The following is a 14,389-nucleotide window of genomic DNA, read 5'->3' as shown; positions in this document are numbered from 1 at the left end:
CCCCCGCACCCTGCCCCTCTGCCTCTTTCCAATGCCCTATTCCCCAATAGCATTATTGCCAAAAACTGTCTCATCATCGGCATCATCTTCGTATAAATCTATTGGTAAAATAGTTCCTTCGCAGCTTTCAATTAGTCCGATCGCAGGCGTCTTGCTCCAATTAGCATCTGTGTTTGTCGCTATTTGGACGGTGTTTAAGAAGGGTTGCTGCGATGCCTGCGGCGGTAAACCACGCAAATTTTTCAGTTTTTGAAATGACTCTTTAGAGAACAATGCACCATTATCGGTAGCTAATTTTTTGTTAGCCTCAGTAAGAATGGCGTCAAATAAACAGGCGTTAGTAAGATTGGCAGAATTAAGATTTATCCCCATAAGGTTAGCCTGTTGCAGGTTTGCGCCTGCGAGGTTTGCCTGTTGCAGGTTTGCGCCTGCGAGGTTTGCCTGTTGCAGGTTTGCGCCTGCGAGGTTTGCCTGTTGCAAATTAGCTCCAACCAAATTCGCCCCGATTAACTCCGCATTGGATAAGTTTGTTTGCTCAAGATTTATCCCAGTTAACATTACTTGCAGCAAAGAGGCTCTCGATAGGTTGAGTCCAGCCAGAGACTTGATTCGGGTTGCAAAGGCGTTTTTGTGCAAAACACTTGTCCTAGCAACCAGCACACTTAAAGCCTCTGGATTGAATTCTGTTAAATTGAGTGGATTGCCACAAGGCCAAAAAGGGATTTTTGTTTCTCGGTAGCACGCACAAAGCAATAAAAACACATTTAGTCCCACAGCAGCATTCACTTGCTCAACATTCACCGGGTTTTGCAGTGTGTGGAAATGAGTCAAAGCTTTGTGGGCTATTCCTTCGTCTAGCCAACGCCCTTGACAGTAAGCACGCCAAAAAGACAAAAGCCGTTGGAACAAAACTTCAAAGGAAAATTTGTGCTTTTGCTCTTGGCGTAAAATTGCAACTGCCAGTTCTTCAATTTCTTGGCTAAGTATCCCGTAACCCAATAAATTGTAAATATATTGGGCAACGCTACTAGGAGAATCAAGCATAAAAGCAAGGCTACCATAAGCCTCATCTTGGTACTGAGTTAGAAATTTAAGTTGGGCAGCAATGGCATCTGCACAAAGAGATTCTCCTACCTTGAGATGCGAGAACTGAATTAAACTACTTTTGGCTGCGCTTTCTAAATCCCGAATTTTAAAATAAAACCCTGGTAGAGGATTAAATTCACCAGCCAAATTAATTTGATGACGTTGCGAGTGTAAAATTTTGAGAGCGATCGCTTGCATCTGCTCAAGTAAATCTTGGGGATGACGATTAGCGAGTAAATTAGCGATCGCTTCTGGAGTCCGATGAATATGAGCCGATCCTGAACGCAGTAGCATCGTCTTGATCCCACCAGTTAGCGGATAACCCAACAACCATCGACTCAAGCGATGATGAATTTCCCATAACAGAGAAGACTTTGGAGCATTAGCAGCTAATTGCAATAGTTCATCATCTAGTAGTCCATCGCGGTGTAAAATGCCCAATAAATGCAGCATTAAGGGTTGGCGGATCAGAGCAGATAATTCTCTTAACTTGGACTGGCTGGTAAATAAACCCGCCTGTTTTAACAATGTAAAGAAATTTTGAGCGATCGCTAACGATTGCACTTTTGCCCACTGCTGAAACCATTGTTTGAGTTCATCCACATCAAAGGGCTGAATGATAATTCGCCTCAATGGCAACGGTATCTCTGGGGCGATTTCCTGTAATGTTGTTGACCGACTCGTTAACACAATTTTGTGTCTATGCTGAGATTTAAAGTTCAGTAATTGCTGAATAAAAATGGCTTTTGCCCTGATACCTTGAGCAGAAGGGGGCAGTTCATCCAAACCATCTAGCAGCAATAGACAAGGCAGATTTTCTTGCTCTAACCAAGTTGAAAGATTAACAGGAAAAGCAGAATTTAGGGTTTCAGTAAAAGTTTTGCCATATTTTACATCCCGTAACTTAATTAATATAGGCATCCAAGTAGGGTACAATTCTTCTGCTACCTGTGCTGCCCAGAGTTGGCAAAAACTAGTTTTTCCATAACCAGGTTCCGATTCAATGACAGCGATCGTTTCTAAATCAGTTAGCTGTTGTTGCGCCCAAGTCTTTAAATCAACTGGTTTAACAGTTTTTTTATCTTGCTCAGAAATATTTTCTTCTATTGGTAAGCCTTTTTGCGCCACATAAAGATCCTTAAGGGCAAAGGATTCCATCAGCAAAGGCATACTCAGATTTTTAATCAAACTTGCACGATAATGTTCTCGGTGCAAATCAATTTTTTCAGCGATTGTAGAACCAATTTCTGGGGTGATCAAGCTGGGAGATAATGAAATTCCCAAACGGAAAAATTTTTGCAGTTGAGCTAAAGGGGCAGCATTCTCGGTGACAACTACGAGTATTTCACCAGGAAGTGAGTTGACTAAACGCTGTATTAAGAGTTTAGCTTCAGCTTCCTCTGCACCATTGGCAACTAACCAAGCTATAGCAGCGTTATTTATTTGTTGCACCAGTAATGAATCTGCAACCAAAGATAATGCTTGTTCAGCTTGAGTATCAGTCAATTTACCAGGGCTGAGAGTTTTCAGCAATCCTTGCAGTTGCGAATCTTGGAGGATGAGTTTACCCACATCCTCTTGAAGTATTTGTGCTTGGATTGGTATACTTGCTCGGTCTAGCCACGGTCTTTGTAAGCTTACTTCTTGCTCTAAAATTGCTTGCAAAGCTTGAAGATAGGCGATTTGAAACGCTAGCCATGTGCCTTCATTACGTTTTAACGGTTTTTTTTGGCTGAGACTTCGCAACAAGTTTTCTGTCAACTGGGAAATGACACTGATTTCTTCCCAAACAATCCCTAAAGGCAGTTCTAAAACCTCTGCCAAGGTACAGATATCAAAAGGCATGAGGCTTTTGACTTCCATATCCTGAACAATCCGGTAGGCAATACCTGCCAATTGTCCCGCTGAAAATCCTCTGATTTGATTGATTGCGATATAGCGTTCCGCCAACCAGTGCCGAATACTCAAGTTCATCTAATTACACAGTGAAGGCTGCACAAGGCAATTATGATCCATTTATCAGTTTGCGAAAACAGGTGACAATGAGGAAGACAAAGTTTTGTATCAAAGCTGTTTTCTGATTGGTAAAAAACAGTGCTTGCGTAATTAAGTAGACTATGAGCGATCGCCATCTAAAATTACTGTTAATCGACCAAGACCCGATTTTTCGTCTGGGATTACGGGTAACTCTAGAAGCAATTCCTAACCTAGAAGTAATAGCAGTGGTAGAAACTGATACCGCCGCCTTGCAAATTTTAGCAGAAATTGCCCAAGAAGACCCCAACCAGCTAAATTTGGTAGTTTTGGAATTAGGTAATGGTCGCTCTAGCATCAGCCAACAACTAGGTTTACAATTCTGTCGGCAACTCAAAGCCTTATATCCCAACCTGCCAATTTTGCTCCTCAGTTCTGTGCAAGAACCAGGATTGCTATTAGCTGCAAAATCTATTGGTGTAAATGGCTACTGCCCCAAAGGTACACCACTTCCTGAATTAGTCGCCGCCATGCAAGAAGTTGCAGATGGTGGTTCCTATTGGTTTCGGGACACAGAAGCAATCACAACCTCACTCCCTAGTACAGACGCGATTAATCGCGTCTCTCCCCATCCCCCACTCCCTTTTTCTAAACTGCGAAATAATTTACGTTTGTCAGGAATTGGTTACATTGACGCTACCCTAGCCGCAGTCACAGACCAATTACAAGTTCCTGGATTACCAGTACTAGATCGAGCAATTCTAGCTGGACAGCGGCGAGAACTGCTAGCAGCTCGTTGGTTGCTAAATCGGTTGTTGGTTTCATCACAAGAAAGGCGAGAGGAAGATATTCCGGTTGCTGATGAGCCGCCTTTGACTCCTTCGTTGAGTAGTGCTATTCAGCAAAGGCAAATGTCACCTCTACTTAGTCCAGGAGCGCTACAATCTGCCTTGTTTGCGTCTTGCATTACCAAACTTCAATTTCCTTTACAGAATGTCACAGATGTAGCTCTAGAAATTGACATTTTTCGCGAAGATAAAAAACGAGAATTACTTTATCTTATCCTACAAAAATTAGCTGATCAGTTGGATGAACTGCGTACTTCTCAAATTGAGATTAATCAATTATATGAAGTGAAATCTATCTTGTTGCGCGATTTATGGGAATCAGCAATTACAGATTTTTTTGGAAGGTTTTCTAGAATAAAATTAGGTGATAGAAACATAGAAATTGTTAATTTATTACTGCAAAATACAGAAGTAGTACAAAGAGATATCCTCAATCAAATTCCGCTAGTTTGTGAGTTGTATTGTTATCTACTATTTCAAACAGAATTGTATATTGATAATGGCTCTTATCCCGCAGTGAGCCATGAAGCCAAGTCCCAAGCATTAATGATTTTAGAGAACTTGTTGATTCAGGTGGCGAATGGTGTAGTGCAACCACTACTCAACTCTTTGGCAGATGTAGAAACGATTAAGCAAAATTTATATAGTCGCCAATTTATTTCTACAAGAGAGATTGAACGGTTTAGAAACGATTTATCATGGAAATATCGGTTAAAAAATTATATAGATGAGCCAAAAGCAGTTTTTGAAAGCCGTTATGATTTATTTGTAATAGCGCCTCGTGGTATTGCCAAGACTTCAGTTTATGCTCCTCGAAATCAGGAGTTAGCCAAACTTTCTAATATTCCTTTAGTAGTGACATTATTTTTAGAATTTAGTGATGCGATCGCACCGCGTTTAAAAACATTAGTAGCCTTTGTAGGTAGCGGTATAGTCTTCATTTTAACCCAAATAATTGGTAGGGGTTTAGGTTTAATCGGTCGTGGTATTCTTCAAGGTATTGGTAGTGTTTCGTTAATAGAAAAGAACTTTAGAAAAAATAGCGATCGGACGAAGTGAACAAGCCAGGAAGCAAAATGACCAATGACAAATAACAAATGACAAACAATGATTTTATCGGGCTAGCAATTTCTTATATTTACGCAACTAGTCTGCTTATTATTGGCGAAGGACTGCGTAGGCTATTGGGCGTAAAGCCAGATTTGACCCGCAAAGTAATCCATATTGGTGCAGGAATGTGGGTTTTCGGCATCCTGCTGCTATTTAATCGCTGGGAAATCGGAATTATACCTTTTGCTACCTTTATCGGACTCAACTACCTGTTTTACCGCTACCGATTCATCGGCGCAATGGATAGCCAGGATAGCTCACCTGGCACAGTTTATTTTGCTATCTCAGTGACGCTGTTGTTTGGGTTACTGTGGCGACCAGATGGGCCAGTAGATAGTGTTGCGATCGCTGTAGCTGGGATAATGGCAATGACCTGGGGTGATGCACTAGCAGCATTAATCGGTAGACGCTTCGGACAGCATAAGTACCAAGTGGGCAATTCTGTACGTTCCTGGGAAGGTTCAGCAGCGATGTTTGTAGCGAGTACAGTGGTGATTTTCTTGGTGCTGTTGTTGCTACCTGGTTCGTTCCTGAGTCCCTTAGCAACACCTTTAGCTTTAGGATGGGCTTTGTTAACGGCTGTGGTAACTGCTACTTTCGCAACCCTAGCAGAGGCAGTCTCACCTCACGGCACAGATAACCTCAGCGTGCCTCTAGTAGCGGCTGGGGTAGTTTGGATTATCATGCAGGGATTTTAAAGAACTCCCAATGACCTCGTACCCAATACGGTTCGGTTAGATTGAAAGACGCGATAAATCGCCGTCTCTTGCCTTAACCAAACTCCTAACTCCTAACTCACAAATTCCAATTGCGGCGGAAATGGAAAAAGCCTTCTAAAAACTCTTGCAAAGCAATGTTGCTATTTAACTTTTGCTTACTCCACTCTCTTGCTGTTTGTTCCAGAATTTCTGAGAAACTGGGATAGACGGGAGATAAATTCGCTAAATCTTTGACTTTAATTTTTTGTGACATTGCCAAGGCAATCAAATTAATTAATTCTCCAGCTTCTGTCCCTAATATCGAAGCTCCCAAAATTTCACCATTTTGTAGCACAATTAATTTACATATACCAGTGGTTTCGTCCCGAAGTTGAGCTGCTGCAACCGTTTTAAAATACTGTCGCAAAACTAAAACTTCATCTCGACGAAATTGGCGTTTTGCCTGAGCCTCTGTCAGACCAACTTGGGCCAGCATCGGCACAGAAAACATTGCCCAAGGAATGGAGCGATAGTTTACTCGTAATCTGGGGAAAAACAGTGCATTGTTCAGGGCAATTTTTGCTTCATAATTAGCGACATTCGCAAATTCGTAACCGCCAATTACATCACCACAAGCGTAAATGCGCTGGTTAGTGGTTTGCAGTTTATCATTCACCACTAAGCTACGCCGATGCCATTTAACGCCTACCATTGCCAAATTTAGAGATTCAAGATTCGGCTGTTGTCCAGTTGCCACTAAAATTTCATCAGTTTCAATGGCCTTATCTCCTGCTTGAATCCACTTTTTATTCTCAATTACCCTCACCTGAGTCACTGGTTTATCGGTGAGGACGCGCACACCTTCGACTTCCAACTGTGCCTGAAGCAATATGGCTATCTCAGGGTCAATATTGGGTAGAAGATACGGATGCTTAACTACCAACGTCACACTGCAACCAAACCGCGCTAAAGTTTGAGCGATTTCAATGCTTTGAGGAATACCACCGATAATTACCCAATTTTTGCTTAATGTCGCTTGATTAAGGCATTGCCAAATATTAGATGGGGTAAAGTAGCCTGTAGCTTCCAATCCGTCAATCTTTGGAATTTCTGGACGCGAACCACTGGCTAGTAAATAGGTACGGGCGCGTAGAAGGCGATTGTTAACGGCAAAAGCTAGTTGGGGTGAAGATTGAAATTGACCACTGCCAACGATGACATCGACTCCCTGTGCGGCTAGGATGGCTGGAGAATGCTGTTCTTTGAGATTTGAGGCGACGCATTGAGCATACAGCATTGCTTCTCGCCATGCCATAGATATGTGGCGTTCTTCTGAGGTATTAGTGTGTGTGGCATAAATACCAAAACCAGCAGCATCATTCAACTTCTGCGCCAGTTTACCGATTTCGGTAAGAGCATGGTGATGAGTGAACCCGTAGTCTACTTTAGGTTCCACCAGGGCAACTGTGGCACGTAGTTGGGTTGCAGCAAGAGCAGCGTAGTATCCAGCAAGACTGCCACCAATAATTACAACATCGTAGTCAATTGTCATTTGTCATTTGTCAATTGTCATTTGTCATTGGGCATGGGGCATGGGGCATGGGGCATGGGGCATTGGGGAGAGTGAAAAATTATCTCATCTCCCCTACTCCCCACTAAGCACTCAGCACTCAGCACTTAGCACTGAGTTTAGCGCTGTGACTAAGCGTTGGTTATCGGACTCTTCACGTACAGCAACCCGGAAAAAGCGATCGCCTAGTTCTTTAAAACTAAGGCAATCGCGGATTAAAATCTGATTATGCTTGAGTAATTGTTGCTGTAACTGCGACGTAGACTCTTGGGACTCAACCAGTAAAAAATTAGCAGCACTTGCTTGGGGTTGCAATCCCGGTACTTTAGCCAAACCCTGAAAGAGTTGATTTCGTGCAGTTGGTAGCCATGCCCAGGTTTGCTGCTGAAATTCCTTATCCTGGAGTGCCGCAATTGCCGCCGCCGCCGCTAGTGTGTTTACAGGCCAGGGGTCACGCCATAGCTGCCATTTAGCTAGGCAGTCGGGGTGTGCGATCGCATATCCTAATCGCAGCCCAGGAAGACTGTAAAATTTGGTCAGCGATCGCAATATTACTAAATTCGGATATTCTTGCACCACCGGAATCAGGCTTTGTTCCTCATTAGGTGACACAAAATCCATAAATGCTTCATCCACCACAACCAAAGCAAATTGCTCCAGGTAGGGCAATATAGAGTCCCGCGAAAATAGTTTTCCGGTTGGGTTGTGGGGATTATTCAGCAATAGTCCTTTGTCCTTTGTCCTACCCTGCGGGTTCGCTTTTGGTGCTCTCGTAGAGTAGCCATTGGGGCGTCGTCCTTCGTCAATGACCAATGACCAATGACCATTGACTAATGACAAAGGACACTCCAGCACATTAGCGTTATACGCTGCCAAGGTTCGGTAGTAGTCACCAAAGGCTGGAGTGATTAAAATTGTCGCGGCTAATTGAGCTAATTCCCTACCTACTAAAGTGAGTAATTCTGCGGAGCCGTTACCCGGCAGAATCCACTCAGAAGGTAATTGATGGAAGTGACTGAGAGCTAGTCTCAGTTCACTATAGTTTGGGTCTGGATAGTGCTTAAGATTACCAATTTGGGACAGTATAGCAGCGATCGCGCTGTTTGGAGGCCCCAATGGGCTGATGCTAGCAGAAAAATCCAGAATAGCATCAGGGGGACAGTCAGCCAGTGCTGCTGCCCAGGCTAAATTTCCCCCGTGTGCAGGTTGCCGCATTAAAAAAGGGTTCCCGAAGACAGAACCTATGCTTTTGGGGGTGCTACCTTTTCTCTAAACAGTTTTCCTGCTGAGAAGGCAGGAACCCTCGTCGCTGGAATTTCCATCTTTTCATTTGTTTTCGGATTGCGACCTTCGCGGGCTTTACGTTCCCGTGATTCAAATGAGCCAAATCCCACCAACGTTACCTTATCACCAGAGGAAACCGCTTCAATAATCGTTTCCAGAGCGGCAGTTAAGACTTGATCCGCTTGTTTCTTGGTAACACCAGCTTTTTCAGCTACGGCATCAACTAATTCACCTTTGTTCATGTCAATCTCCTGAAGGTTTACTTGAGATTTTTTTTACGGATGCACCTTGATACATCAGTACTGAAATCTCTGTTCGCAGAAATACAAAAATCATCCTTTGGGAGTATTTTTACTCAAAACGGCTGTACATCCCATCGGCTCGACTTTTCAATGAATCATTCTAAGGTGTTGTAGCCTGATGTGGATAGATGAAAGCATTAATTTATATAGATTTCAGGATTTTTTGTAATTTTAGGGTACTTGTTTCCCTAAAAACTACCCCAAAAGTAGGAAAAAATACTTAGTAAATACTGTGTAGCAGGCATCGCCAAGAAAACAGGAGAGTGGGGAGAATGTCAATAAGGACTATGTGGCTGAATGTGAATCGAGCCAAGATCAGGAAGCGGGATGATCGAAACGACTACTAGGGGCGATAAATTATGACTCAAGCCATACCCAAACTAGTAACCTTTGAAGATTTTGCAGCGTGGCGGCCCGAAGGCGGAAGGTATGAATTACATGATGGCGTGATTGTTGAAATGGCACAACCAGCGGGAGACCATGAAGATGTTATTGGTTTTGTAGCAAGAAAACTAACAGTAGAATTTGACCGATTAAATTTACCTTATACAATCCCCAAAACTGCGCTTATTAAACCAACTAAGTCGGAATCTGCTTACTCCCCAGATGTGCTATTACTCAATCGCCCTAATTTAGTGAATGAGCCGCTATGGAAAAAAGAATCAACTGTAAGCCTTGCAGCATCAATTCCCTTAGTAGTTGAGGTAGTTACTACCAACTGGGATGATGACTACTACACAAAACAAGGTAAGTATGAGGGTATTGGAATTCCTGAATACTGGGTTGTAGATTATCTTGGTCTAGGCGCTAAAAAGTTCACTAGTAACCCCAAACAGCCTACTCTATCTATTTATCAATTAATCGATGGTGAATACCAAATTACTCAATTTAGAGGCAGCTATCGCATCATCTCGCCTACTTTTACGGAATTGAATTTAACCGCCGAACAGATTTTTAAAGCTGGAGGTCTACCAACTTAGCCACAATCCTACTTGCTGTTTTATACTACTAAACAATGTCAGTTCAAGAGGCATAAATATGAAAATCAAATAACAGCTTATCCAGAAAATTCAATCAGCACTAGATGCAATTTTGACTCAAATACTTAATTTTTTACATTTTTTTAAAACAAAGCAAAACCAAGTGCAACCAACACAACATCAAGTAGAATTTGCTAGTCATACTACTGTTAATTTCATAGGAAGCTCACTTCTAGAACATCTGAAAACTATAGGTACTTGGGAAGGTGATGACTTAGAGGAGTACCTGAAGCTAGTAATTGCTAGCCGTCTTCTGCGACTGGCGAGTTATTTTTCGATTTCATCTTCATCTAATAAATGTTTACCATAAGCAACAATCTTAGTATGAATTTGCTGCAAACGTTCTCCCAATGGGATTTTATTTGCAGAGTTTTTAAAACCAATAAATTCCACAAAATCTAAAACTTCCTTTTGCTTGTCTTGTGGAAGAGAACGCCACTTTGTTAATAATTTTTGTTCTGAAGTCATTAGTATTTACCCACTACTATTACTTCTATTGTGATTGGATATTTTTATTGTTAAATGACATTTAAATTTAATCCTACTCGTGAACAAGAAGATCCCCGACTTCTTAAAGAAGTCGGGGATCTGAGCCTTTGCCAGAACTCACTCACCTGCATATCATCTTTATTATCTACCTGGAACCTTCAACCCCCTACGCTCAAGGATTTGCCGCACTTCAGGGCTAGGGGCATAGTTATAGCCGTAGGCAGAATTCTCTGTGTCATCCATAATCTGAGGTGTAAGCAACACAATCACTTCTTTGCGTTGATTATCTTTATTTGTTCTTCTAAATAATGCTCCAATCAGTGGAAGATCGCCCAAAATAGGAACCTTGGAAACAGTTGTTCGGTCTTCATCTTGAATAATGCCACTGAGAATAAGTGTTTGACCATCTCGCAGGCGAATCAAGCCAGAATTCAGAGAGCGTTCAGATACTAAAAATATTGTTTGACTACTCTCTCCTACAACAAGCTGTTCTGAAGACTGGGGTGCTTTAACAACTGGAGCCACAGACAGAGAAACAAAACCATTGTCATCAATCCGCTCAATTTTGACACCTAAAGTTAATCCCACCTCCGTTTTCTCGGCAGTAATTGTTTGTGTAGAAATATCATCACCACGAGTTATTTCGTTCTTAACATTTCCTATTACTTCTTGAGTCAGCTTGACATTAGCTGTTTGACCTTCTTGCACAATTAAGGTTGGGTCAGTCAAAATCTTGGCGTTGCGATTTTGTACCTGAGCCGTCAAATTAGCAATAAAACGTCTGGGGAAAGAGCTTAAACCGTTAAAGTTTAAGCTTGCTGAACCGTTACTATTGGCAAAATAGGTGTTGTCAACACCAAAGGAAAAGCTGGTATTTAGATCATCGATTTTATTGAGGTTAACATCAATAATCTTGACGTTAACTGCTACTTGACGACGGCGGATATCAAGCTGAGTGAGTTGAGCCATTGCAATCTCAATGAGTCTAGGAGAGCCAATTAAGGTAAGGGAATTGGTGCGCTCATCTCCTAATGCCTGCAAACCTCTAAGTAATGGACTAGAGTCTTTGAAATCAACGCGCTGAGTTTCAACTTTAGTTTCTGTAGTCGTCTGAGTTTGAGTAATGGGAGCAACTCCAGTACCCACCGGTATGGCATCAACACTGGTAACTTGTCGTTCGCGGCTGACTGCACTTTCTGCTCCCAAGCTGACCAAAAAGTTCAGAGCAACTCCCACTGTCACCTGATTGAGTCGCAAGTTACGCATAACCATGTCACGTGTTGCATTAGGTAGTTTAGCCCCGACAAAAACTGTACGACCACTACGGTTAGCTTCTAAACCGCTGAGGCGCAAAACGTAGTTAAATACATCTTGCACTGGCTCATTTTCTATATCTAAAGAAATAGTTTGAGAAACTGCTGGTGCATTAGCACCGGCACCTGGCTGACTTCCACCAGGTTGCTCACCTCCGACGTAAGCCAGGTTCAAACCAGCAGCACGGGCAAGCAATGACAAAACCTCACGTACTGGGGCATCTCGCAGTACTAGACGAGGTACACGTTCCTGAGTTCCTAAGTCAACAGTGCTAGGAGAAGCATCTGTAGCTGAAATAGCAATATCTCCTACCGGTGGGGCGACGGCTCTAGGTAAGAAAGGTGGAGCCTGACTTAGAGGTTGACCTGGCCCAGCAGCTTGTGCAGGTTGTCCGTCAATGGTGACTTGCGGGTTGGGAACGAGAACACCTGAATTTTGACCAGATTGGGCTGGGGTAGAAGCAGGTGGTGCTGTGGATGTTGGCGCTGTTGGCGTTGGTGCTGATGCTGTAGTGCCAGTGGATGGGCTAAAGCTGAGTGTAATTCCATTTTGCGATCGCACCACGGGTTGACTGCCAGGTGCGTTGTTACTGCCAGTTACCGTCACCCGGATGCTATTGGCATCAAGCTGATTAACCTCAACAGAGGTAATTCCTGGTGCTGGGCTATCTTGACGAAAACTATTACCTTGTGGTAATCGTAATTGAGTATTGATAATATCTGCAATTAAAGCATTGCCTCTTTTCGTAGTGAAAACTTGGGGGCGTGACCCGGAAGAAGTTTTCAAAGCAACGCTAATTCCACCATCAACTGCATTTAACTGTACATTAGTAACTTGGCTGATTTGTGCCCAAACTGGTTGAGCTGCCAAAAATACAAAAGCAGCAGTACTCAATATAAAACTATTACCGTGAAGCTGTTTCACAGTTCATTCCTCACCTAATAAAACCTTGTTTACAGACAATTTGTGCGTAGGCGCTTAGAAACTACGTCTACACAAGACTTTACCCACCTCCGTGGGTTTCAAACCCTCAATTTCTTCTTAGTCCGCGGAGACGGACTACCCTGCGGGAACGCCAAGGGCGAACGCTACTGTAGCCGCGAATTCTATTCGCCCTGGCTTTAGTTGACTACTTTTTCGGGGCATTTTTAGCTGCCGCCGCCGCTATTTCTTCTGGACTAAGTGGCATCAATACCTGTAATTGGAATGATGTATTAATCGCTGCTGGCCCTACCTGCATCGGCGTTTTATCTAATGGGGATCTTGTCTCTACTGGAGCCAAAGTTGCCACATAATCTTTAACTATTAACAAAGGCTGTAACCGCTCAATGTTACGCATTATCGATTGTGTTTGTTCGTAAGTTCCGGTAATTTCGGCATTGATAATGCTGCGTTGCAGCTTACCGTCAACCTGTAGTCCTAGAGTTCCATCGATAACTGGTTCTGGTTTTTGGGAAACGGGCACAAATTTCTTCAGTTTGGCTCTCACTGCATTAATAGAAGTTGGAGTATTACCAGACTCAATTAAGCGGTTCAGATCCAACAACAATGTATCTAAGGTTTTTTCGTTAGCAAATAAATCTAAAACCTGAACTTTTTGCTGTTTTGCCTGTGCTAGTTCGTCTTTAACTTTGTCAATTTGTTTGATATTGGCTTTTTTTTGCTCAATTTGCCCTTGCAGTTCAGTGCTTTTTGCTTGCTGCTGCTGATAGCTTTCCCAAGCTGGCATCAGCAGGTTTAACAATATATAACCTGCTCCTGCTAAACCAATTACCCCCACTAAGATCCCAATAATTTTTGGTGTGAAGGCAATACCAAATACCACGGGGTGGGCTGGCGTTTCCGAATCGAATTCCCCACCATGTTCAGCAAAATTTAAATCATCACTCAGCGTCATTTTGAAATGACTCCTGTTTGTTGCATATTACGAATTCGAGTAACTAAGCCCACTGTGCCTTTTTTTTCCAACTCCCGGATTAATTCCGAAGCTGGAACATCGTTCATACTTGATTGAATAGTGTATTTAACTACTTGGGGTGGCTTAATTATTACACCAGCAGGAGATTGACCTACGCTTGGTGGTAAGGGAGCATCTACTAACGTTGCCGTCAGAATTCTGCTTTCTGTGGACTTCAAGAAGCGAGACTGCTGCAAACTCAATAGGAAATCATTGACATCGTTAAATGAACGAGCCAATCCGGTGATTTCTAATCCTCCCGCGGGATTGCCTACTGGCTGACCTGCTGCTACTGCAATAGGGGGAATCTGCTTGATATTCTCAATTTGCACTGCTGCTGGGATGCGATCGCGCAAATCTTGCAGCATTGCTGACCAAGGACGAATCTGGTCAAATACAGTCACTAAAGCTTGAGTTTCACCTTTAATGGCATTCGTCTCAGCTTTGATCTTATTCAGATTTCCTATTTCTGTATCTAGCCTCTTGCTTTCTTGGTCTAGTTGTGATATTTGAACATCTAATTCAACAATCTTCCCTTGCAATATCCACCAGCTAACTCCCAATAAAGCTGGAAGACCTACACCTAATGCAACACCCACATACACAGGTGTTAAATTTCCTGTAGGCAGCTTTAGACCTATTCCTCCCTTTCTCTCAGGCTTTTTCTGGTATGCTGGGCGGTCTTTAAGAAAGTTAACATCTAGGCTATACATTTTA

General features: G+C 42.7%; 11 protein-coding genes. 3 read left to right on the top strand and 8 right to left on the bottom strand.

The features are described 5' to 3' along the window. Positions 1-36 precede the first annotated feature (36 nt). A complete protein-coding gene (locus tag ACWATR_RS22630) occupies positions 37-3,060 on the bottom strand; it encodes a pentapeptide repeat-containing protein (RefSeq protein WP_460337306.1) in 3,024 nt (1,007 codons plus the stop codon). 143 nt (positions 3,061-3,203) lie between these two features. Here ACWATR_RS22630 and ACWATR_RS22625 point away from each other — a divergent pair, with 143 nt between their 5' ends. Beyond that, a complete protein-coding gene (locus tag ACWATR_RS22625; protein ID WP_460337303.1) occupies positions 3,204-4,967 on the top strand; it encodes a DUF3685 domain-containing protein in 1,764 nt (587 codons plus the stop codon). Positions 4,968-5,005: 38 nt separating this feature from the next. Further along, the gene (locus ACWATR_RS22620) at positions 5,006-5,716 is read left to right on the top strand and encodes a diacylglycerol/polyprenol kinase family protein (RefSeq protein ID WP_460337300.1); all 711 of its coding nucleotides are present in this window, start codon (positions 5,006-5,008) and stop codon (positions 5,714-5,716) included. Positions 5,717-5,813: 97 nt separating this feature from the next. Here the strand turns inward: ACWATR_RS22620 and ACWATR_RS22615 are convergent, their stop codons facing one another. The 3 genes from ACWATR_RS22615 to ACWATR_RS22605 all read right to left on the bottom strand — a co-directional run bounded on the left by ACWATR_RS22615 (position 5,814) and on the right by ACWATR_RS22605 (position 8,812). Next, positions 5,814-7,268 carry a dihydrolipoyl dehydrogenase family protein gene (locus tag ACWATR_RS22615; RefSeq protein WP_460337297.1) on the bottom strand — a complete coding sequence of 485 codons (1,455 nt, stop codon included), beginning with the start codon at positions 7,266-7,268 and terminating at the stop codon, positions 5,814-5,816. Between the two features lie 111 nt (positions 7,269-7,379). Then, positions 7,380-8,501, bottom strand: coding sequence for a threonine-phosphate decarboxylase CobD (gene cobD / locus ACWATR_RS22610; RefSeq protein ID WP_460337294.1), 1,122 nt, complete (start codon positions 8,499-8,501; stop codon positions 7,380-7,382). 26 nt (positions 8,502-8,527) lie between these two features. Then, entirely contained in the window at positions 8,528-8,812 is a 285-nt protein-coding gene (locus ACWATR_RS22605) for an HU family DNA-binding protein (RefSeq protein ID WP_292753636.1), read from the bottom strand. Positions 8,813-9,231: 419 nt separating this feature from the next. Between ACWATR_RS22605 and ACWATR_RS22600 the strand changes: the two genes are divergently transcribed. After that, entirely contained in the window at positions 9,232-9,852 is a 621-nt protein-coding gene (locus ACWATR_RS22600; protein WP_460337291.1) for a Uma2 family endonuclease, read from the top strand. A gap of 327 nt (positions 9,853-10,179) precedes the next feature. On the opposite strand, the gene ACWATR_RS22595 is transcribed toward ACWATR_RS22600, so the two are convergent. From ACWATR_RS22595 to ACWATR_RS22580, 4 genes are all read right to left on the bottom strand, one after another. Beyond that, positions 10,180-10,380: a hypothetical protein gene (locus tag ACWATR_RS22595; protein WP_460337288.1), complete on the bottom strand. Its 201-nt coding sequence runs from the start codon at positions 10,378-10,380 to the stop codon at positions 10,180-10,182. A 162-nt stretch (positions 10,381-10,542) separates the two neighbouring features. After that, the gene (locus tag ACWATR_RS22590; RefSeq protein ID WP_460337285.1) at positions 10,543-12,639 is read right to left on the bottom strand and encodes an AMIN domain-containing protein; all 2,097 of its coding nucleotides are present in this window, start codon (positions 12,637-12,639) and stop codon (positions 10,543-10,545) included. A 205-nt stretch (positions 12,640-12,844) separates the two neighbouring features. Continuing rightward, on the bottom strand, positions 12,845-13,612 hold the full coding sequence (locus tag ACWATR_RS22585; protein ID WP_069072070.1) for a pilus assembly protein PilO: 768 nt from the start codon (positions 13,610-13,612) through the stop codon (positions 12,845-12,847). Beyond that, positions 13,609-14,385: a PilN domain-containing protein gene (locus ACWATR_RS22580; RefSeq protein ID WP_460337282.1), complete on the bottom strand. Its 777-nt coding sequence runs from the start codon at positions 14,383-14,385 to the stop codon at positions 13,609-13,611. Before ACWATR_RS22580 ends, ACWATR_RS22585 begins: the two co-directional genes overlap by 4 nt. Between the last annotated feature and the right edge of the window lie 4 nt (positions 14,386-14,389).

Source organism: Nostoc sp. UIC 10890, assembly GCF_054786515.1.
The sequence above is the reverse complement of the archived record's forward strand: the minus strand, read 5'-3'. Positions and strand labels throughout refer to the sequence as shown.

Coding starts and splice junctions, on each gene's coding strand:
- ACWATR_RS22630 (WP_460337306.1), bottom strand. CDS start 3,060: ATGAACTTGAGTATTCGGCACTGGTTGGCGGAACGCTATATCGCAATC.
- ACWATR_RS22625 (WP_460337303.1), top strand. CDS start 3,204: ATGAGCGATCGCCATCTAAAATTACTGTTAATCGACCAAGACCCGATT.
- ACWATR_RS22620 (WP_460337300.1), top strand. CDS start 5,006: ATGACAAACAATGATTTTATCGGGCTAGCAATTTCTTATATTTACGCA.
- ACWATR_RS22615 (WP_460337297.1), bottom strand. CDS start 7,268: ATGACAATTGACTACGATGTTGTAATTATTGGTGGCAGTCTTGCTGGA.
- cobD (WP_460337294.1), bottom strand. CDS start 8,501: ATGCGGCAACCTGCACACGGGGGAAATTTAGCCTGGGCAGCAGCACTG.
- ACWATR_RS22605 (WP_292753636.1), bottom strand. CDS start 8,812: ATGAACAAAGGTGAATTAGTTGATGCCGTAGCTGAAAAAGCTGGTGTT.
- ACWATR_RS22600 (WP_460337291.1), top strand. CDS start 9,232: ATGACTCAAGCCATACCCAAACTAGTAACCTTTGAAGATTTTGCAGCG.
- ACWATR_RS22595 (WP_460337288.1), bottom strand. CDS start 10,380: ATGACTTCAGAACAAAAATTATTAACAAAGTGGCGTTCTCTTCCACAA.
- ACWATR_RS22585 (WP_069072070.1), bottom strand. CDS start 13,612: ATGACGCTGAGTGATGATTTAAATTTTGCTGAACATGGTGGGGAATTC.
- ACWATR_RS22580 (WP_460337282.1), bottom strand. CDS start 14,385: ATGTATAGCCTAGATGTTAACTTTCTTAAAGACCGCCCAGCATACCAG.